14 protein-coding genes are annotated in these 20,297 nt (G+C 71.1%); 6 read left to right on the plus strand and 8 right to left on the minus strand.

The annotated features are described in order from the left end of the window. Window positions 1-334 precede the first annotated feature (334 nt). The 3 genes from FRAEUI1C_RS40610 to FRAEUI1C_RS37015 form a co-directional block, all read right to left on the minus strand. Complete coding sequence (locus FRAEUI1C_RS40610; RefSeq protein ID WP_013428053.1) at window positions 335-2,581, minus strand: DUF11 domain-containing protein; 2,247 nt, start codon at window positions 2,579-2,581, stop codon at window positions 335-337. Between the two features lie 207 nt (window positions 2,582-2,788). Beyond that, window positions 2,789-4,060, minus strand: coding sequence for an ABC transporter substrate-binding protein (locus tag FRAEUI1C_RS34615; protein WP_013428054.1), 1,272 nt, complete (start codon window positions 4,058-4,060; stop codon window positions 2,789-2,791). 308 nt (window positions 4,061-4,368) lie between these two features. Further along, complete coding sequence (locus tag FRAEUI1C_RS37015) at window positions 4,369-4,998, minus strand: TetR/AcrR family transcriptional regulator (RefSeq protein ID WP_013428055.1); 630 nt, start codon at window positions 4,996-4,998, stop codon at window positions 4,369-4,371. 104 nt (window positions 4,999-5,102) lie between these two features. On the opposite strand from FRAEUI1C_RS37015, the gene FRAEUI1C_RS34625 reads away from it, so the two are divergent. The 3 genes from FRAEUI1C_RS34625 (at window position 5,103) to FRAEUI1C_RS34635 (ending at window position 8,780) form a co-directional block, all read left to right on the plus strand. After that, window positions 5,103-6,290: an amidohydrolase family protein gene (locus FRAEUI1C_RS34625; RefSeq protein ID WP_013428056.1), complete on the plus strand. Its 1,188-nt coding sequence runs from the start codon at window positions 5,103-5,105 to the stop codon at window positions 6,288-6,290. A gap of 67 nt (window positions 6,291-6,357) precedes the next feature. Then, a complete protein-coding gene (locus FRAEUI1C_RS34630) occupies window positions 6,358-7,515 on the plus strand; it encodes an acyl-CoA dehydrogenase family protein (protein ID WP_013428057.1) in 1,158 nt (385 codons plus the stop codon). Next, window positions 7,512-8,780 (plus strand): acyl-CoA dehydrogenase family protein, encoded by a 1,269-nt coding sequence (locus FRAEUI1C_RS34635; protein ID WP_013428058.1) that lies wholly within the window; start codon window positions 7,512-7,514, stop codon window positions 8,778-8,780. The genes FRAEUI1C_RS34630 and FRAEUI1C_RS34635 overlap by 4 nt, the downstream gene beginning before the upstream one ends. Window positions 8,781-8,837: 57 nt before the next feature. Here the strand turns inward: FRAEUI1C_RS34635 and FRAEUI1C_RS41775 are convergent, their stop codons facing one another. From FRAEUI1C_RS41775 to FRAEUI1C_RS34660, 5 genes are all read right to left on the minus strand, one after another. Then, on the minus strand, window positions 8,838-12,545 hold the full coding sequence (locus tag FRAEUI1C_RS41775) for a peptidoglycan-binding protein (RefSeq protein ID WP_041259837.1): 3,708 nt from the start codon (window positions 12,543-12,545) through the stop codon (window positions 8,838-8,840). 110 nt (window positions 12,546-12,655) lie between these two features. After that, entirely contained in the window at window positions 12,656-13,270 is a 615-nt protein-coding gene (locus FRAEUI1C_RS34645) for a class I SAM-dependent methyltransferase (RefSeq protein WP_013428060.1), read from the minus strand. Next, a complete protein-coding gene (locus FRAEUI1C_RS34650) occupies window positions 13,270-14,322 on the minus strand; it encodes an LLM class flavin-dependent oxidoreductase (RefSeq protein ID WP_013428061.1) in 1,053 nt (350 codons plus the stop codon). Before FRAEUI1C_RS34650 ends, FRAEUI1C_RS34645 begins: the two co-directional genes overlap by 1 nt. Before the next feature lie 182 nt (window positions 14,323-14,504). Then, on the minus strand, window positions 14,505-15,464 hold the full coding sequence (locus tag FRAEUI1C_RS34655; protein ID WP_269724380.1) for an alpha/beta fold hydrolase: 960 nt from the start codon (window positions 15,462-15,464) through the stop codon (window positions 14,505-14,507). A gap of 323 nt (window positions 15,465-15,787) precedes the next feature. Beyond that, window positions 15,788-16,426 (minus strand): TetR/AcrR family transcriptional regulator, encoded by a 639-nt coding sequence (locus FRAEUI1C_RS34660; RefSeq protein ID WP_013428063.1) that lies wholly within the window; start codon window positions 16,424-16,426, stop codon window positions 15,788-15,790. A 198-nt stretch (window positions 16,427-16,624) separates the two neighbouring features. Here FRAEUI1C_RS34660 and FRAEUI1C_RS34665 point away from each other — a divergent pair, with 198 nt between their 5' ends. Genes FRAEUI1C_RS34665 through FRAEUI1C_RS34675 form a run of 3 tightly spaced genes read left to right on the plus strand, consistent with a single transcriptional unit; the run spans window position 16,625 to window position 20,284 of the window. Next, window positions 16,625-17,491, plus strand: coding sequence for an LLM class flavin-dependent oxidoreductase (locus FRAEUI1C_RS34665; protein ID WP_013428064.1), 867 nt, complete (start codon window positions 16,625-16,627; stop codon window positions 17,489-17,491). Further along, window positions 17,488-19,059: a class I adenylate-forming enzyme family protein gene (locus FRAEUI1C_RS34670; protein WP_013428065.1), complete on the plus strand. Its 1,572-nt coding sequence runs from the start codon at window positions 17,488-17,490 to the stop codon at window positions 19,057-19,059. Before FRAEUI1C_RS34665 ends, FRAEUI1C_RS34670 begins: the two co-directional genes overlap by 4 nt. A gap of 31 nt (window positions 19,060-19,090) precedes the next feature. After that, complete coding sequence (locus FRAEUI1C_RS34675; protein WP_013428066.1) at window positions 19,091-20,284, plus strand: amidohydrolase family protein; 1,194 nt, start codon at window positions 19,091-19,093, stop codon at window positions 20,282-20,284. The last annotated feature ends 13 nt before the right edge of the window (window positions 20,285-20,297 follow it).

Here is a 20,297-nt window from a genome sequence, read left to right on the forward strand (position 1 = left end):
GATGCCGGTGATCGCCGTTTGCGCCCTCCAGTGGTTGCGGAAACGCCCTGATCACGACCACCCGAGGGCGAAAACCGCGATCAAGGGCCACCCGCCAGGGGCGAGGCCGGCCGCCAGAGCCGTGGGGATCTCGGCGCCTCGGCTCCAGTCCGGGTCCGTGCGGTGCCGGTTCTCCTCGAACCGGCACCGCCAACGCTCGAATGCATGAGTCGTCGAGGTGTCGAGCACGAGCCAAGGCTGCATGGCGACGCGCCGCGCACACCCGGCCTGTCGGATTGACGACCCGGAACGCAAACGGGGTTCGGGCGCCGTGGCGCCCGAACCCCGCCGCGAATCAGCCGCCGCTGTTGGTCGTCGTGAAGGTCACCGACGAGCTCACGGACTGCTGAACGTAGTTGCTATCTCCGTTCGAGACGAATGTCGCGGTAATGGTGTAGACGTCGATCTGGAGATCGCTGATTTTCAACGTCAGCACCGTCAGGTTCGCCGTCGGGTCGAACGCCGGGACGAACGGGCAGGGGTTACCACTCTGCGTCTGACAGGCCCAGACGACCACGCCGGTAGGCGCTGGGGCCGACGCGTTGTCGGCGTTGGCGAAGAACGCAGTCCAGCTCAGGTTGCCCGGGTCGCCGAGGTCGACGTTGTCGGACGGGGGGTTGTTGGGGTCAGGGCTGATCACGACCGTGACCGGCGCCGGCTGCGAGGTCTCGACCGCCTGTGCCGCGTAGGAGGCGGAGGACGCGTTCGTGGCGGTCGCCGCGACGTTGACCGTCTGCGCACCAGCGGAGACATTCCCGGCCAGGGCACTGACCGTGAGCGTCGCGCTGGCGCCAGGTGCCAGGTCACCGATCGTCCAGGTGCTCGTCCCCTGGTCGAAAGCCGTCGAGCTTGACGGCGTCACCGTCGGCGACACCAGGCCGGTCGGAACGTCGACGCTGGCGGAAACGCCCGTCGCGGTGATGGCGCTGGTGTTCTTCACCGTCGCCGTGAACGTGACGTCGGTGTAGTAGGCCGGCGAGCTGTTGCTGACCGACACCGCGACCGCGAGGTCGGACTTCGTCGGCGGCGGAGGCGTGTACGTGGGCGTGAAGGTGCTGACCGCGCTCGCCACGTCCTGGACGTAGTTGCCGTTCGCGGGGTCGGGGGTGAAGAACGCGTACAGAGTGGTCTCGCTGATCGGCAGCCCAGTGGTCGAGAGTGACAGCGTCGGGCCGTCGAACGAGGCGATTCCGCAGGGCTCGCCGTTGGCGCCGATGCAGCTCCAGCGGAACGTCCCGGCCGGTGCCGGCGCCGCGGGGTTGGCGGCGTTGGCGGCCGAAGCGCTCCAGCTGACCGTGCCGGGAACGCCGACGTCGATCGGGTCGGGGTTGGCCGGGTTCGGGGTGATGGTGACCGCGATCGCTGCCGGCTTGGGGATCTCGGTCGCCGACGCCGTGTTGTTCGCCGGGTTCGGGTCGGTCGTCGTCGAGGTGACGGTGGCGTTGACGGTCTGAGCGCCGAGGGCGACGTCACCCGCGAGGCCGCTGATCGTCAGGGTGGCGCTGGCACCGGCGGCCAGGCTCCCGACCGTCCAGGTACCGGACGCCTGGTTGTAGGTGGTGGAACCGGACGGGGTCCCGACGGGTGACCCGACCCCGGCGGGGACCGCGACGTGCACGGCGACGCCGGTCGCCGCGGCCGTGGCGCTGGTGTTCGTCACCGTGGTCGTGAAGGACACGCTCGTGTAGTAGGTCGGCGTGGCGGTGGAGACGATCTCCGTGACGGCCAGGTCGGCGCTGGTCTGCGTCGTCCCGCCGACGGTCAGTGTCGCCGTCGCCTTGATCTTGCCGCTGGTCGCCGTGACGGTGTGGGCGCCGGCCTTGCTCGCGGTGCAGACCGCGCCGGTGCACTTGCCATCCGGGGTGATCCCGAAGGTGACCTTGCCCAGGGCGGCGGAGCTGAGCGCGTTGCCGGCCGCGTCATACCCCGCGACGGTGTACGCCTGGCTCCCACCAGCGGCGATCGTCGCCGTCGCCGGGCTGATCTTCAGGGTGGCCAGCGGGCCAGGCTTGATCTGGACCGTGTCGGCCCCGGTGAAGGCGACCGGAGACGAGCCCGTCGGCGTGAAGGTGGCCGGGAACTCGTACACGCCCACCGGGCCAGGCACGGTGACGTTGGTCATGAGAATGGCCCCGACCTTGCCCGCCGCGCAGTTCGTGGCGATGGACAGGATGGTCGAGCCGTTGGCCTGGGACGCCGTACCGGAAACGCTGAAACGTGCGCAGGTCGAGGCCGTGAGCACATTCCCCGGCGCCGTCAGCGCGCCGGTCCGCGGCGCGGAGAAGCCCTTCGGGACGACGATCTTGATCGTGCCGGTCACGGAGGCCTTCGCGGGCGCCGCGTAGGACCAGCCCAGCGCGACGCCGTGGGCGCCGCTGTCGGCCTGCCCGGTCACGAGCTTCAGAGTCCCGGGACTGGCCGGCGCGGCGACCGCGGCACCTCCGACCAGGGCGGTGATCCCGACCGCGGCACCCGCGACCACGGCCCCCCGTTTGAGCCAGCCGACCCCCCGCGGCCGGCCACGCGCGAAACTAATGCCCATTTGCTTTCCCCCAGCCATATGTGACACCGACCGCCAACCGTATCGGAACGGCGACAAGCCAGAGTGCTATCCGGATGGCCAGCACGGGAAGCTCTGGGCGGCGCCCAAACCCCAGACAACGCCTGACCCCCAGTTGGGGGTCAGGGAAATGGGAGCAGCCGCACGACTTCTCTCCGGATCACTCCGTGCACGCCGCGCCGGGCCCGGCTATTGAGTTGGGACGACCTGGCCGCACCAGAATCCGTCGTGTTCGAGGGCGGCCGGCGGGGGGACCGCGGTAAAGCTGCGGCCGGTGGGGTCGGCCTTGACGAAGTTCTCGCAGAGCTGGGGCTCTTTGGGCTTGGAAAGGTCCACGGGTGGCATCAGGCCGCTGCCGGTGAAGTCCGTGACCTGGCGCAGCCTGTCGATGAAGGTGGCGCGGGTCGGGCAGGGGCCAGCCAGCTGGAGGCCCTTGATCATCTCGTCGGCCGCCACGTAGGAGGCGATCGCGATCTCGTCGCTCGGGTCTCTCAGCTCGGGCGAGTAGGTGGCCATCGCGTTGCTGTACGTCTTCATCGCGGGGGACGTCGGGGCCGCGAAGGTCGAGATGGTCGACAGCCCAGCCATCTTGGAGCCGAAGGTCGTGAGGAGGGAGGCGCTGAAACCGCCCGCGTTGAGAGCGACCTTGATCGGGATCCCGAGGCTCATCGCCTGGGAGTAGATGTCGACGAAGTCGGCGCCCTGCGCGGTGCCGACCAGCGCGTCGGCTCCCGACTGCTGTAGTTCGGCGGCGATGTTCGAGGCGCTGCTCATCCCGTGGGTGAACTTGACCTGGTCGACCACCTGGACGCCGCGGCTCTGCAGACTGGCGGCAAGCGCCGCGATCAGGTTCGGTGACGTGGCCGCGCTCGGGTCGATGACGATGACGGCTTTTGTGCCGCCCTCGGCTTTCACATAGTCGCCGTACGTCGAGACGGTCCCTTTGTTGAACAGGTTGCCGAAGTGGAAGACGTTGGGGAAGTCGCTCCAGTCCGCGCTGGAGGCGAACCCGGTGACCGGGACGTTCTTCGACTGCAGCCAGGTCGCCGCACCGTCGAGGACCACCGTCAGCGCGACCAGGCCGAAGACCTGTTGGGTGTCGACGAGGTCGTGCGCCGCCAGCGAGAATCCCGACGGGGTGGTCTGGTCGTCACCCCAGACGAGGTCGATCCTGCGGCCGTTGACACCGCCGTGGGCGTTCTGCAGGTCGACACGGGCCTGGACCGCGCTGCGCGACCCGCCGAACATGTCCGCGATCTCGGCGGGGCCGGTGTCGGGCTGGATCAGGCCGATCTTGATAGCGTTCGCCGTCACGCCCGGTGCCTGGGTGGTGCAGTGGTTCACGCTCTGGTTGGCCGCGACGGGCGACCCACCGCACCCGGCGAGCGCGGTGGACACGATCGCGATCACTGCGGCAAGAGCGACGGCGACCCTACGGCCGTGTAATCGAGGCAGGTCCATGAAGTGGTGCCTCCCATCGTTACGCGAATGATCTCTTCGCGCTCTCGGTTCAGGCTGGATCCGGTGTGGCCGAGCCGCGAGCCGGGCGGCATGCAGCGGCGTGGCCCCGGGCGACCCAACGGGCCGGCGACGTCGTGACATCGCCGACTCAGCGGCGCGGGTTGCGCGGCACGACGACCCGGACCGCCCCACACGCCGTGTCCCCTACGTCGTGTCGTTTGGCAGTCGCCTAAGTGATGCTGGACGCAATGTGTAACACGCGGCCGGGCGGGCCGGCAAGGCCCGGCGCCGAGGCGGGCCGGCGGCGGTTATTTCGCGCGCGGGGAGGACTTCTTTCGCCCGGCTCGGTCGCCGGCCTCGGCCCGCGCGGAGTCCGTCAGGGCGAGCAGCATGCGCTCGGCGGCCTCCAGCGCCTCGCTCGGATCGGCCTCGTCCGGCCGGACCTCGCTCAGGGCGGTGAGCACCCCGTCCATCGCGCCGCCGACCAGCGCGACCACGACGTCGTCGGGCGAGCGACCGAGATCCCGGGCGAGTGAGAGGACGGTGGCCCGCCGCCCCTCCAGGCTCTCGGCGCTCTGGGCACCGCGCAGCGTCGGATTGGCCCGAACCATGGCGTGGTGCAGGCTGCGCACCTCGCCATGGGTACCGATCTCGTCCTCCAGCCAGCGGCGGAAGACGTCCAGCGTCGTGTCGCCGTCCTGGCGCTCGGCCAGGGTGTCGTTGAACCGCTTGGCGGCGTCGGCCTGGTAGGCGAGCGCGAGGTCACGCTTGGAGGCGAAGTACAGCGACACGGTGCGGGGGGAGACCTCCGCGTCGTCGGCGATCTGGGCGATGGGCGTGGACTCGTAGCCCTGCTCCGCGAAGAGCCGCAGGGCGCTGAGCACGACCGCCGCGCGCCGCTTCGCGCGGGTCCGGTCCCGCAAAGTCAGCTCGCTCATGCTGCAAACCTACCGTCCCAAGCATGACTGCAGTCCACGGTAACTTTACCGAGGACAGTGGTTACAGTTGACGGTAAGGTTACCGTTGGCCGTATCATCGGCCCATGGCTGAGTACTCCGTCTTCGACTGCGACAACCACTTCTACGAGACCGCCGACGCGCTCACGAAGTTCCTGCCGGAGCGCTACAAGAGCGTCATCACGTTCGTCGAGGTGAACGGTCGCACCAAGATCGCGGTCAAGGGCCAGATCAGCGACTACATCCCGAACCCGACCTTCGCGGTGGTCGCCAGGCCCGGAGCCCAGGAGGACTACTACCGGAAGGGCAACCCCGAGGGCCGGAGCTACCGCGAGATCGTCGGCAAGCCGATGCGCTCCCTCCCGGCCTTCCAGGAGCCGGCCGCCCGGATCGAGCTCATGGACGAGCAGGGGCTGGACCGCGCGCTGATGTTCCCGACGCTGGCCAGCCTCGTCGAGGAGCGGCTGCGCGACGACGTCGGGGCGATGCACGCGGTCATCCACGCGCTCAACGAGTGGATGTACGAGACGTGGCAGTTCAACTACAACGGCCTGGACCGGATCTTCAGCACTCCGGTGATCACGCTTCCCAACGTCGAGAAGGCGATCGCGGAGCTGGACTGGGTCGTCGAGCGCGGCGCGAAGGTCGTCCTGATCCGGCCGGCGCCGGTGCCGGACATCCGTGGCTCGCGGTCGTTCGGCCTGCCGGAGTTCGATCCCTTCTGGGAGCGAGTCGTCCAGCACGACGTCCTGGTCGCGATGCACTCCTCCGACAGCGGCTACCAGCGCTACGTCGACGACTGGATCGGCATCAACAACGAGTACACGCCGTTCGCGAACCAGAGCGCGTTCGGGCTGATCGGGCTGTGGCGCCCGATCGAGGACTCGGTGGCGTCGCTGATCTGCCACGGTGCGCTGTCGCGCTTCCCAGCGCTCAAGATCGCCGTCATCGAGAACGGCAGCAGCTGGGTCGAACCGCTGCTGAAGTCGCTGAAGAACGCCTACAAGAAGATGCCGCAGACGTTCCTGGAGAACCCCATCGAGGTCTTCAAGCGCAACGTCCACGTCAGCCCGTTCTGGGAGGACGACCTGCCGGCGCTCGCCGAGATGATCGGTGAGGACAACGTGCTCTTCGGGTCGGACTACCCCCACCCCGAGGGCCTGGCCAGCCCGGTCAGCTACGTCAAGGAGCTCGAAGGGGCGCCCGAGGAGACCATCCGCAAGATCATGGGTGGGAACCTCGCCCGGCTCATGGGTGTCAGCGTCTCCGTCTGAGGCGCCCGCCGGCCCGCGTGGCCCATCCTGGCGGAACTGGATGCCTGATGGACGTGGAGGGAAAGACGTGAAGTCAGGCCTGACGGCTGACGAGGAGCTTTTCGTCGGGACAACCCGGAGGTTCCTGCAGGACGCGGTACCGACCAGCGTGTTGCGCGAGCTTCGGGACGCGCCGGAGGGCTACGAGCCGGGTTACTGGAAGACCGGTGCCGAGCTGGGCTGGACGTCGATGCTGGTGACCGAGGAGCACGGCGGCGGAAGCATCAGCGGCAACGGGCTGGGCGATCTGGCGCTGGTGGCCCACGAGTTCGGCCGGGCGGCGGCCCCTGGCCCGCTGCTGTCGACGAACGTCGTCGCCTCCGCGTTGTCGCGCGTCGGCGGGGAGTCTGCGACCGAGGCGCTGGGCGCGTTGTGCGCCGGCGAGGCGGTCGCCTCGTGGTGCTGGAGCGAGCCGCGTCCGCACTCCGGGCTGGGCGACATCGCCGCCGTCGCCGAGCGGTCGGGCACCGGCTGGGTGCTCTCCGGGGTCAAGTCCCCCGTGGAGCACGGCGCGCAGGCCGGCCTGTTCCTGGTGACCGCACGCGCCGAGGGCGGCCTGGTGCAGCTGCTCGTGCCCGCCACGCAGGAGGGGGTGACGGTCACCCAGCTGCGGTCGATCGACGTGACCCGCCGTTTCGCCCGGGTCGCCTTCGACGGGGTTCAGGTGCCGGCGACGGCGGTCCTCGGCGAGCCCGGTCACGCGGCCGCCGAGGCGGAGCGGCAGCTGTGCGAGGCGCTGGTCATCCAGGTGGCCGAGATGGCCGGGGCAATGGACCGGGCCTTCGAGCTGACCGTCGCCTGGGCGGCGGACCGGTACTCCTTCGGCCGGCCGCTGGCCTCGTACCAGGCGCTCAAGCACCGGTTCGCCGACATGAAGCTGTGGCTGGAGACCAGTCACGCGCTCGTCGACGCCGCGACCGAGGCAGCCGCGGGCGACGACGCCGACCGGGCCACCGAGCTCGCCAGCGTCGCGAAGTCCTACATCGGTGACCACGGCCCGGAGCTGTGCCAGGACTGCGTCCAGATGCACGGCGGCATCGGCCTCACGTTCGAGCACGACCTGCACTTCTCCCTGCGCCGGGTCGCGCTGGGACACGCGCTGATCGGGACGCCCCGCGAGCATCGGCTGCGGTTGACGAACCTCCTCGAACGGCGCAACCACGAGCGGAAGGCGACGGACCTGTGAGCACCGGCGAGCTCGAACCGATCGAGGACTTCCGGCTGCGGGCCCGCGATTGGCTGCGCGAGAACATGCCCACCGTCCCGGCGGGCGGGGCGCGGCAGATGGCGACCCGTTCCGACGAGGAGGAGCTGGCCGAGGTCGCCGAGGAGCGGCGGCTGCAGCGGCTGCTGTTCGACGGCGGCTTCGCCGGGATCTGCTTCCCCAAGCAGTACGGGGGCCTCGGCCTCACTCCCGCCCACGCCGCCGTGTTCAACGAGGAGATGGCGGGTTACCGCTATCCCTGGCGGTTCCAGGTGCCCACGATGACCCCCTGCGCCGCCGTCATCCTGGAGTTCGGCACGCACGAGCAGAAGCTGGCCCACATTCCCGCGATCCTGCGCGGCGACGAGCTGTGGATGCAGTTCCTCTCGGAACCCGGCTCGGGGTCGGACCTGGCCGGCGTGCGCACGAGCGCGGTGCGCCAGGGCGACGACTGGGTGCTCAACGGATCGAAGATCTGGACGACGGGCGCCTGGTGGTCCGACTGGGGCCTCTGCCTGGCCCGGACCAACTGGGACGTGCCCAAGCACCGCGGCCTCAGCGTCTTCATGCTGCCAATCCACCAGGCGGGCATCGAGGTCTCCCGCATCGAAATGATCAACGGCAACCGGGAGTTCTGCCAGGAGTACCTCACCGACGTCGTGGTCCCGGACAGCGCCCGCGTCGGCGGCGTCGACGACGGCTGGACCGTGGCCACCCGGTGGCTGTTCTACGAGCGCACCTTCCACTCGTCGCCGCTCACCCTGCACCCCACCGCGACCGCTGGCGGCCAGGCCGCCGACGGGCCGGCCGCCGGGCTGATGCACCTGGCCGAGGCCGCCGGCAGGCTGGACGACCCGGCCGCCCGGGATCTCATCGGGGAGGCTCACGCGCTGAGCGTCGCGATGCGCGAGCTGGATCACCGGGTCCACACGACGATCGCCACCGGCGGGGCCTCCGACCAGCTCGCCTCCCTCAGCCGGCTGATGCACGGCGTGGCCGCGGGGCGGTTCTCGGCGATCGGCTTCGAGCTCGCCGGCCCCGACGCCGTCGCCGCCTCCCTGGACGATGAGACCGGGCAGCTGCTGGGCGACCAGGGCACGAGCTACCTGGTCCGCCAGCTGATGAGCATCGCGGGCGGCACCACCGAGATGGCCCGCAACGCCATCGCCGAACGCGTCCTCGGCATGCCCCGCGAGACCTCCCTCGACCGCGGGGTCCCGTTCCGCGACGTGCGCCACGGCTCGTAGGCCGGGTCAGGCGTCGGGCGAGCGTCTCGGCGGTTGATCGGTTCTCAGGCCACCGCCCTACCGGTCGCGCGGGGCCGGCGTCCCTGGAGGGGAATCCGGAACGATCTGGAGGGGAGGCCGGGAGGCCGCGGCCAGCGCCGGTCGGGGCGGGCCGCCTGTCGGTGGAACGGCGTGGTGGATGAAGGCGAAACGGCCCACCCGCGGTGCCCAGCGCTGGTAGGGGTCGACATGGGTGACACTCACCCGCCGCCGGTCCCGCAAGGGCGCGAGCACCCGCGCCACGTCCTCGTAGGCGGCCAGGATGTCCCAGATCTCGTCGTCGGGCGCCGCGGTCCGCACGCTCTCGAAGACCGCGGCGGCCTCGGACGGCCGTCCGACCAGGATCCCGAGGAGCACGATCACGGCCTGGTACTCGTTGCCGCGGCCAGGCGTGAAACCGTCCCGTTCGTCGGGACGAACGGATACCCGCAGCATGCGGTAGATGTTGATCAGGCGTTTCGCGGATCGGGGGGTCGCCACGGCCTCGCTCAGCTCGCCGAGCAACGACGCCTCGGCGGCGGAGATGAGCAGCGCCTCCGGGGGCGGAGGCGGCAGACCGGCCGGACGCGCATCCAGCTCGGGGTCGTCAGGTGGGGGCGTCGATGGCGGCGGTGTCGCACGGTCCCCAGGCGGCGACTCGTCGACAGGAGGCTCCGGGCCGGTCTGTCCGCGGCGATCCGACTCGTCGTCCGAAGACCTGGCGGTGGCCACGGACCAGGCGGGGGATCTCTGCGCGACGAGATCGGCGATCAGGCTTCGGTAGTGGTCTGTCTCCATCGGGGGCAGCGCGAACGGGACCTGGAAGATCTTCTCCAGATAGTCGGAGGGCTCCTCGAGCAGTTCCGCGTAGTGAACGCGCAGGGAATGGGTGAGCCAGCGGCTGTCCACGCCGACCACGACGACGAACAGCTTGAACGCGAGCAGGAGGTGCACGGCCTGAAGCACCTCGACGACCGTGCCGTGCGAGCAGCGGTCGAGGTCGTCGATGTAGAGGAAGATCCGTCGTACCTGCCAGTCCGCCAGGTCCTCGACGGCGGCCTCGACCTCCCGCTGCTTCGCCCGCGCCGCCGCCTCCGTCGCCGGATCGGTCACGCGGACTGTGTCCACCGGGTCCGCGCCGGTCGGATCCCGGTCCGCTGGGCTCGTCACGACCGCGGGCCCGCCGACGGGTTGGACGTGGGGGCCGATCTCGATGAGCTCTGCCAGCTGCTCCAGGTCGCGGCGGAGCTTGGAAACGACCCCGAGCTGGTCGCGGTAGTCCGAGCTGGCCGCCCGGGCGCGGACGAACTGCCGTAGCCGCGCCCCCTTGTTCCGCTGCTCGGCCAGGCGGCGGTCGAGCAGCGCGACCCAGGCCTCGGCTTCCTCCTCCTCGACGCGAGCCCGCGCGGCCGCGTCCCGGGCCTGAAAGACTCTGAGCTCCCGTTGCTCTCTCGCCTCCCGAACGAGGCGCAGCAGGCGCGTCGCGGCCGTCACGCCGACGGCGGCCGGCGCGAGGAACGGGACGGCGAACGCCGCGACCTTCGCGCCGGGCGGCCAGCCGGTGAGCGCCGCCACGGCGCCCGCCGCGCCCAGGAGGACGAGCAGGCTGGCCAGCGTCAGCCACCGCCGCCGTGGCTGGCCCACCAGCTCCTCGGTGGCGAGCAGGCGGACAGCTCTGATCTTCCCGACGAGGTCCTCGACCCCGCCGAGCGCGGCGATCGTCCGCTCGGCAGCCGCGTCCGTCTCGGTGTCCGCCCGGGGCACGCCGGCCTCGTCGCCGGTCGCCGCCCGGCCGAGCGCGCGCACCTGCTGCCACAGCTCGGGACGGTCCCGGAACTCACGGATGGCGATCCGCAGCGGCTCGGTCAGGACGGCTGTCACCCGTCCGGCCGCCCGCTCCGCCGCTCGCGCCTGCCAGTCCTTCTTCTCCCGCTCGGCCCGCTTCGCGGCGACGGTGTTCCGGGCCTTCTCGAGCTCGCCGGCGACCGCGGCGTCCTGCGCGGTGGCGTCTGCCCTGGTGGGCCGGACGAGGCCGTCGAACAGCGCCGTCGCCAAGCTGGCCCACAGGTTCGCGTCGGCGTAGTGCCACGCGTTGAACCTGATCTGGCGGATTCTGCCGTGGAACGGCGTCTCCTCGTCCGCTTTCGCCGCCAACAGGGCGCCGGCCGCCAGCTCGTCGATCCGCTCCTGCAGCTGGGCCATGAAGAAGCTCTTGCCGCTGCCCCACGAGCCGAACAGCCCGACGGCCAGCGGTGGCGGCGTGTCCTTCGCTACCAGGACCGAGGCGAGCATCTCGACGTAGTCCGCCGCCCCCAGCCGGTCCGCGTCCCGCAACCGCCCTTCCCCCGGCTCGGGCACGGTGTCGGCGCGGGCCCCGGCGAGCAGCATCGGTTGGTCGGCCGCGGCAGGCACGGGCTCGTCCCAGCCGTCGATCCCGTCGGCGCGCACGCCCCGCCCGGCCAGCGCGTGGACGAGCGTGCACCCGTCGACGGACAGCAGGCCGTGCAGCAGGTACCGGCTCCGGACGACCTCCGAACCGATCGCGTCGGCGACCCGGAAGGCGTGCTCCCACGCCTCGGCGGCGTGGCTGGACAGGGGTGGCACCTCGTCAAGCCGCCGGGGCGACGACGTCTCGGGCAGCCGATGCCCGCTCGTCTCGCCGAGCAGCGCGGTGAGGTCGTCCGCTTCCAGGTGGGCTCGGCTCAGCAGCCGCAGGGCCGAGCCGGTGCCCGCCCGTTGCAGACCGGCCATCAGGTGATCGGTGTGCACGTGTTGCGCGCCCGCGTCGAGTCGAAGCGCCTCCGCGTGGCCGAACGCGCGGCGCGCGGCCGGAGTGAGTTGGGCGAGCGACCGTGCCGGCGAGCCGTTCAACCGGTCGGCTGCCCGTCGGCCGCGGGCGGTCAGCGAAGCCTGGAACTCGCCGCCAGGCTGGCCGTCGTAGTGAAGCTCACCGATCAGCTCGTCGAAGAAAACCCGGCCCAGCCGGCCGGCCAGGCTCGGGTCGAGAAGGCAGAGCCCGACGACGACAAACCGGCCGCGCAGAAGACGCACCAGGCCGGGCCTGAACAGGGCCCGGACATGCCCGAGCCAGCGAACCGCGCGAAAGCGCACCTCGGCTGGTTCGGTGGCAAACGTGACCTCGCTGGCACGACCACCGGCGTAATGGGGATGGTCCCGCAGAATCGTCCGGGCCAGGCCAGAAGGGCTGACCGGCTCGTCCCCGACAGCCTGCAGGACCGAGGCCACCGAAGGGGTCAGACCGAGCCGCCGCTCCGTCAACGCCGCCAGGGTGCGCGGCCCGACGATGCCATCGGCGCCGAGGCCGTGAACGAGCTGAAATCGACGTACGGCGCGGGCCGTCATCGGCCCGTAAACAGCATCGATTGGTCCCGGGTCGAAACCCGCGGAGCTCAGCCCCTCCTGAACTCGCCGGACGTCGTCTCCCGCGACCGCCCCGGCGATGGTCACCCGCAGCGGCCGGCCGGCGAGCGGCGAATTCGGCTCGGCCGCCAGAGCTTCCCAGGTCGCCGGCCCGACAATGCCGTCCTGGGCGATACCGCGGACCCCTTGGTAGCGGCGAACCGCGGAAGCGGTCAAGGGTCCGTAGATACCGTCCAGCCGGCCCGGGTCATAGCCGACCGCCGCCAGAGCGTCCTGGAGCAGCTCGACGTCGGGCCCCCCGACGGCGCCGTGCAGCAGCCGTATCGATCGAGCCGGTCGCTCCGTCGCGCTCTGACTCGCAGCCATCACGCAGTGATTGTCCGCTGGCCGATCAGCCGAATCCAGCCCGGGTCACGGGGCCGCAGGCCAGCGCATCTGGCGACCGGTCACCCAGCCCCGCGGCAGTGCCCGATCGGTCAGCCCGGTTTCGAGGCGATGCCCTCGTAGGCGAAGCCGAGCAGCGCCGTCCCGCCCATCGGATACGTCTGGACCGACTTCAGGGTCAGTCCGGATTGCTCCACCAGCTCGTCGATCTGACGGTTGAGGTGGCAGCCTCCGGCGAACCGGCCCCAGGCCGGATTGAGCCGGTTCTGCCAGCGGGCGGCTCTCGGACTGGGCGAGCGGCCATGCTCGGTGAAGTGCATCGTGCCGCCAGGTCGCAGCACTCGGTAGATCTCGCGCAGTGCCTGTTCGGCGTCGGGGATGGTGCACAGCGTCCAGGTCGAGAGCACGTGGTCGACCGACGCGTCCGCCACGGGCAGCGCCTGGCCGTCGTCGCCGATGAACTCGACCGGGAAGGACACCGCGGCGATGCGCGGCGCCGCGAGAGCGCGTCCGACGGCGGCGGGCTCGACCACGAGCAGGCGCGTCACGGCCGCCGGAAGATGGGGAAGATTGCGTCCCGAGCCAAAACCGATCTCCAGGACCTCGCCGGCCAGCCCGGCCGTCACGCGGGCGCGGATTTCCTCCATCGGCCGGCCGAGGGCTACATCGGTAAGGCGGGGCACCACCTGGTCGTCGTAGAAGCCCATCACGTCTCCTCAGCGAGAACCCGCGCGGAACGAGGGTCAGGCCGGGCGGTGTCCGGGCCGGTCGGCGGGGCCGCGGCTACGAGGGTGGCCTCGATGGTGGGCCACGGCAGGCCGGGTGGCAGCAGGATGGTGACGCTGTCGGCCGCCTGGTCCCACGCCTTGAGCTGCTCGCCGACCTCGTCGCCAGTCCCGTACGCGGCGAGCTGGTCGAGCACCGGCCACGCGGCGGGCGGGATCGTGGCTCGGCGCGGGCTCGGCCGTGGGTTGGCCGCCACGATCGCGTCAACCTGGGTGGCGAAGCCCTGGTTGGACACCGACCGGGCGTAGACACCGCCCATCGCGGTCAGGTACCAGGCAGTACAGGCGGCGGCGATGGCCCGCGCGGTCTCGGGGTTCTCGTCGGCGACGGTGATCGGTCCGGCGGCCACCGTGAGAGCCGGCCGCTGGGGAGCGACGGCCGCGCGTAGCCGGTGGAGCCGGTCCGCCGACGCGGCGAGGTGATCCCGGGCCATCAGCGCGGGGATCCAGCCGTCGCCGACCTGAGCGGCCACCTCGGTGGTACGCGGGCCGAGCGCCGCCACCCAGATGGGCACCTCGGCGGCGGGCCGCTGGCCCAGTCGCAGCGGGTGCGCGCCCGGGAGGCGGCGCAGCTGGGCCGGCTCACCGGCCAGCAGCGCGCGGACCTGGGTGACCACGTCGCACAGCTTGGCAGCCGGATGCTCGAACGGGGTGTCGTGAAACCCTTCGACCAGCGCCTTCGTGCTGGCGCCGAGGCCCAGCACATACCGGCCCGCGCAGATCTCCTGCAGGGTGGCGGCGGTCATCGCCAGCGTCGCCGGGCTGCGCCCCCACACCGACAGGACGGCTGACGCGAGCCGGATCCGGCTGGTGCGCAGCGCGATCTCGGTCAGGATCGGGGTGGAGTCCAGCCCCCATCCCTCGGGTACCGCGAAGGCCTCGTAGCCCAGCTCCTCGGCCAGCACCGCTGCTTTGACGATGACATCTCGCCGGGTCTCCATCGGCGTGAGTCCCACGCCGCGCCGGATGGTCATGAGGCCTCCGGAGTGGCCAGGTACGGGAGGTGGGCGCCGCAGTGCGCCGATGCGTGGGACATGGGTTTGACGCTAGGACCGCGGCACCGGGCCAACCATCGGGTGAACTACCGGCCCAGAACCACACCGTTCCCGGCCTGAGCCGGCCCACGGGCCCTGGCATCGGGCGTTCGACCGATCCGTCAGAAGCTCTGGCGCAGCCGTTGTTCGGTGGTCCAGGCCGCGATCTGGGCCCGGGAACTGACCTGCAGCTTGCGACGGATGTTCTCCACGTGCGTCTCGACCGTTCGCGGCGCCAGCGACAGGCGCCCGGCGATCGCATGGTTGGTGAGACCCTCGGTGACCAGCTCGGCCACCTCGAGCTCGCGGGCGGTCAGCCGTTGCCCACCGCGCGAAGGCTGCTTCAGAAACGCGAGCACCGCGTCCAGGACCGCCTGCCAGTCACCGTGGTAGTAGAGGTGGCTTGAGCCCAGCAGCGGGACCAGGACCGCCCCGGGAACACGGGCGGCGACCTCGCGGCCCAGCTCGAACCCGGTCCCTCGGTCGTCTTCGCGGTGCAGGACCGCGGTCGGCGTCCGCACCTCCGCGAGCAGCGCTCGGATGTCCGTGTCGTAGTAGACCTCCAGCAGCCGGGCCGCCGCCGTGGCGGAGGCACTCGCCCGCTGGAACCGGGCGAAAGCCGCCACATCCTCAGCGGTGGGGTCGGCCACGAACGCACGGGCCAGCGCTTGGAGCCCCATCCCCCAGTGCGCCCGTACCAGCGCGACGACCGAGGTCCTGACGTCGGCCGGGGCCAGATCCCGACCGCTGGCGCACATTCCGTAGACCACCAGTGCCTCGACGCGTTCCGGGTGCCTCGCCGCGATCGCGGCGGCGAGCTGGCCCCCCTGCGAGGCACCGAACAACCGGAAGCGGCGTGCGCCGGCCGCGTCGGCGACCGCCAGCGCCGCGGCGACCTGCCCGTCGAACGAAAGATCGACACCGTCCCGGTCCGAAAGGCCGCATCCGGGCTTGTCGAAACGAATCACCGAGAAATGCTGGGCCAGACCTTCCACAAACGCACCGAAAGAAAACAGGTCCAGCTGACCGCGAAGATGGGTGATCCAGCCCGAGTCGCACAACAAGGCCGGACCCGAACCCATCGTCGAATAGGCGACGCGGCCGGCCGGCGTCGCACAGTATCTGATCAGCGCCCGCACGCCTCCAAGCTGACAGGTCCAGCCGGCCCGGTAAAGCTGCCCGTCCGGGACACGACTCCCTCTCCAAGCGGGGCGATCATGGCCGGCCGCAGGGCCGGTCGGTCGTCCGCCCGATCGCGCGACCTCCTGACAAGGCCCGCCCGCTCCGCGCCGTGATCATGATCGCGAGTTTGGCCCTCAAGCGGTTGCGACCAGGCCCGATTCACGACCATTCGAGGGCGAAAACGGCGATCACTCCGCCGGGCCGACCTTCGCGATCCCGCGGCCTAGCCGGTCGTCGGCGTCGACAGGCAGAACCGCAGGAGGCGGTCCTTCTCCTCGGGAGTGGCCCGTGTGTGCGCTCGCAGATGGCCGGCCACCCGTCCCAGGACGGCATGGGTGACGAGCTCGGCGTCGAGGGCCGGGGTGGTGCTGCCGAGCAGCGCGAACGGCTCGTGCAGCAGCTCGGCGAACGGGACCGTCGCGGCTTGGTCGCCGGTGGGGATCGACGAGTTGAGGGTGCTGCTGTTCCACAGGACCGCGGTGGTCCTCGCCGCCGGAGACTCGTCGGCCAGGGCGAGCGTCCCGTCGACCCAGACACGGATCTTGCCCTCGATCGAGGGCTCCCGCGCCATCCGCCGGTCGAGGGTCACGGCGACGCGCTCGGCGCCGTCCTCGATGAGCGCCGCCACCAGCGCGTCCTTCGACGCGAAGTGCCGGTAGAACGCGTCGTTCGACAACCCGGCCAGCGCGACGATGTCGGCCACGCGGGCCTTGGCCGTGGTCCCGGTCGCCTCGATGACCTTCCGGGCCGCCTCGATCAGCGCGGACACCTCGCCCGCGTAGTCCGGCCGGCGACGTTCGGCGGCGGTCTGAGCCGCGATGCGGGCCGCGACCCGGCTCGGCCGACCGATTGCGTTCTCCATGACAGAATTCTAAGGTGATATCCAGAATGATCTAGAAAGTCCGGAACGGCAAGGCGCAACATCAGTGCAGGACGGCGCGGCGAGCCTGCGCGATGTGGATGTAGGAGTCTGGGTGAAGATCGATCGCAGTCCGCGGCACGACGCGGCAGAGGCGCACGGCCGCGGAGCAGCGAAGATGCACGGCCGCGGGGTGCCGGCGTGAGCGGCACCCCGCCGACCGGCGTCGGCCTGTGGGCCGGCTTCCTCGACCGGATGGCTCCCGCCGAGGCGATCAGCGCCGTCCGCGACATCGAGGCGGCCGGCCTTACGACGATCTGGCTGCAGGAGTACAGCGGCGTCGACCCGTTCATCCGCGCCGCGCTGTACCTGCAGGCCACCGACCGGCTCACCGTCGCGCTCGGGGTCGCCACGATCCACGCCCGCGACCCCGAGGCGATGGTCGCGGCCGCGTCCACGCTGCACCAGGCCTTCCCCGGACGGTTCGCCCTCGGGCTCGGCGCCAGCCACCGCCATCTCGCCGAGAGCCGCGGCGGCACCTACGCCAAACCGCTGACCGCGATGCGCGACTACCTCGGTGCCATGGACGCCGTCGTCGGGCCCAGGGTTCTGCCGCCGCGGTTCCTCGGCGCGCTCGGCCCGAAGATGGTCGAGCTCGCCGGCGAGGCCACCGACGGCCTGCACACCTACTTCTGCCCGGTCGCGCACACGGCCGCCGCCCGCGAGGCCGTCGGCGCTGGCCCGTGGATCGCCCCGTCCCAGATGGTCGCGGTCGGGAACACCGGCACCGGGTGGAGCGACGACCTGCGCCGCTACCTCGGGCTCTGCCTGGGGATGCCGAACTACCGGCAGAACCTGCACCGGTGGGGGTTCTCCGCGGCCGACCTCGCGCAGACGAGCGACGCCCTCGTCGACGCGCTCGTCGTCCCGGACGAGCCGACCGCGCTGCGCGCCCGCCTCGACGCACAGCGAGCGGCCGGCGCCGATCACCTCGCGCTGCAACTCGTCCCGCCGCCCTCGTCGGCGCGGGTACTCGATCGGGTCGCCGCCGGCCTGGAGGTGCTGTGAGCGCAGGTGCCAGGGTCGCCGCCCGGGCCGGAGAACCGCTGCTCGACCGCACGATCGGTGACCAGCTGCGCGCTCAGGCGGCGGCCCGTCCCGACCGTCCGGCGTTGCGCTGGGCGGTGGACGACGATCCCGCCGCCCTCCAGACGCTCACCTACCGCGAGCTGTTACTCGCCGCCGAGGCGGCCGCGGCCGACATCGCCAGCCGCGCCCGGCCGGGGCAGCGCGTCGCCGTGTGGGCCGCGAACGGGCCGGAATGGGTGATCGTCGAGTACGCCAGCGCGCTCGCCGGAACCATCCTCACTCCGTTCAACACCGCGTGGACCGACGACGAGGTCGCCCACGCGCTCGCGCTCGTCTCGCCCAGGCTGCTGTTCGCGGGCTCCGACAGCCGCGGGGTCGACCTGCGGGCCCGCGCGGCCGGCCTCGTCAGCCGCACCCCGCGGTGCGACCCGGTCGACCTCGACACCGTCGCCACTCGGCCGCGGCCGGTCGTGTGGGAGCCCCCGGACGTCCGGCCCTACGACCCGTTCCTGATCCAGTTCACCTCGGGCACCACCGGCCGGCCCAAGGGCGCGACCCTCAGCCATCGAGCCGCGCTCAACGCCGGGCAGGTCCGCGCCCTGACCTTCCACGCCGACGAGCACGACGTCTGGCTCAACCCCGTGCCGTTGCACCACGTCGGCGGGTCGGTGGTCGTCGTGCTGGCCGCCCTCGCCTCCGGCGCCAGCTACGTGACGATGTCCCGCTTCCACCCGGCCGACCAGGTCGCCCTCATGCGCGCGACCGGCGCGACCCGCACCGGCGGCGTGCCGACGATGTTCCGCGCGCTGCTGGACATCCCGGGCTTCGACGAGGCGCTGGCCAGCGTCAGGTCGGTCGGGCTCGGCGGGACCAGCGTGCCTCCCTCGCTCGTCGAACGGCTCCAGGCCCACGGGGCGACGGTCTCCGTCGCCTACGCCCAGTCGGAATGTCCGATGATCACCCAGTCCGACCCGGCGGGCGACGCCGTCCACGTCGCGACCACCGTCGGCCGCGCGGCCCCGTTCACCGAGCTGCGCGTCGTCGGCGCGGCCGGCGACACCGCCGCTCGCGGCGAGGTCGGCGAGGTACTGGTCCGCTCGCCACTGACGATGATCGGCTACTGGGACATGCCGGCCGCCACCGACGAGGTCCTGGACGCCGAGGGGTTCCTGCACACCGGCGATCTCGGCTCCCTTGACGAGCACGGCGTGGTCCGCATCCACGGCCGCGCCCGCGAGGTCGTCATCCGCGGCGGCGAGAACGTCTACCCCATCGAGGTCGAGGACGTCCTCCTACGACATCCGGCGGTCGCCGCCGTCGCCGTCCTCGCCGCGCCCAGCGACCACTGGGGTGAGGAGGTCGCCGCGGTCGTGCGCCTCGCCACGCCGACGTCGGCGACCGCCGACGACCTGGCCGGGTTCGCGGCGAAGAGCCTGGCGCATTTCAAGATCCCCAGCCAGTGGCGATTCGTCGAGGACTTCCCCATGACCGCCGCCGGGAAGATCCGAAAGGCCGAGCTCCTCGCGCTGTTCTCGCCCGACAGCTGACTGTCCGTCGCTCACACGAAAGGCCCCTGCCATGCCGTCCCGCTCGCTCAGCTATCCCGTGTTCGACGCCGACAACCACCTGTACGAGACGACCGACTCGTTCACCCGCCATCTGCCCCGCGAGTACGACGGTCTGATCAAGTACGTCGAGGTCGCCGGCCGCACCAAGATCGCCATCCGCAACGTCATCTCCGACTACATCCCGAACCCGACCTTCGAGGTCGTCGCGGCGCCGGGAGCGCAGGAGGAGTACTTCCGCAGCGGGAACCAGGACGGCAAGTCCTACCGGGAGATCCTCGGCAAGCCGATCAGGGCCCTGGCGGGCTTCCGGGACCCGGCCGAGCGCATCAAGATCATGGACGACCTGGGGCTGGACGGGGCGCTCATGTGGCCCACGCTCGCGAGCCTGCTGGAGGAGCGGCTCAGCGACGACCCGGTGGCGACGCACGCCGTCATCCACGCGCTGAACCAGTGGATGCACGACGACTGGACCTTCAACTACCAGAACCGCATCTTCCCGACCCCGGTCATCAACCTCGGCATCGTCGAGGAAGGAATCAAGGAACTGGAGTGGGTGCTGGAGCGCGGCGCGCGCGTCGTCCTCATCCGCCCGGCGCCCGTGCCCGGCCTGCACGGCAAGCGGTCGTTCGCGCTGCCGGAGTTCGACCCGTTCTGGGCCAAGGTCGCGGAGGCTGACATCCTCGTCGGCCTGCACGCCTCCGACAGCGGTTACCAGCGTTACGTGAACGAATGGGAGGGCATCGGCGACGGCGAGATGCTGCCCTTCAAGGGCGCCACGGCCTTCTCCCAGATCATGCGCCACTTCTCCCGCCCGATCGTGGACACCATGACCTCCGTGATCGCCCACGGACTGTGCACGCGATTCCCCACCCTGAAGTTCGCGCCGATCGAGAACGGCAGCAACTGGGTCCGCCCCGTCCTCGAGGCACTCGAGTTCGCCTATTCCTTCTCGCCCCGCGCGTTCGACGAGGACCCGGTAGAGGTGTTCAAGCGGAACATCTACGTGCACCCGTTCCACGAGGAGAACCCGGTCGGGCTGTGCGAGCTCATCGGCTCCGACCGCGTCCTGTTCGGCTCGGACTGGCCGCACCCCGAAGGCCTCGCCGACCCGATCACCTTCGTCGACGACCTCAAGGGCCTGCCGGACGACGACGTCCGCAAGGTGATGGGCGGAAACCTCGCCGGCCTGCTCCACGTCGCCTGAGACCCTGTCGTCT

It is taken from the genome of Pseudofrankia inefficax (assembly GCF_000166135.1).
GTDB classification, from domain to species: Bacteria; Actinomycetota; Actinomycetes; order Frankiales; family Frankiaceae; genus Pseudofrankia; species Pseudofrankia inefficax.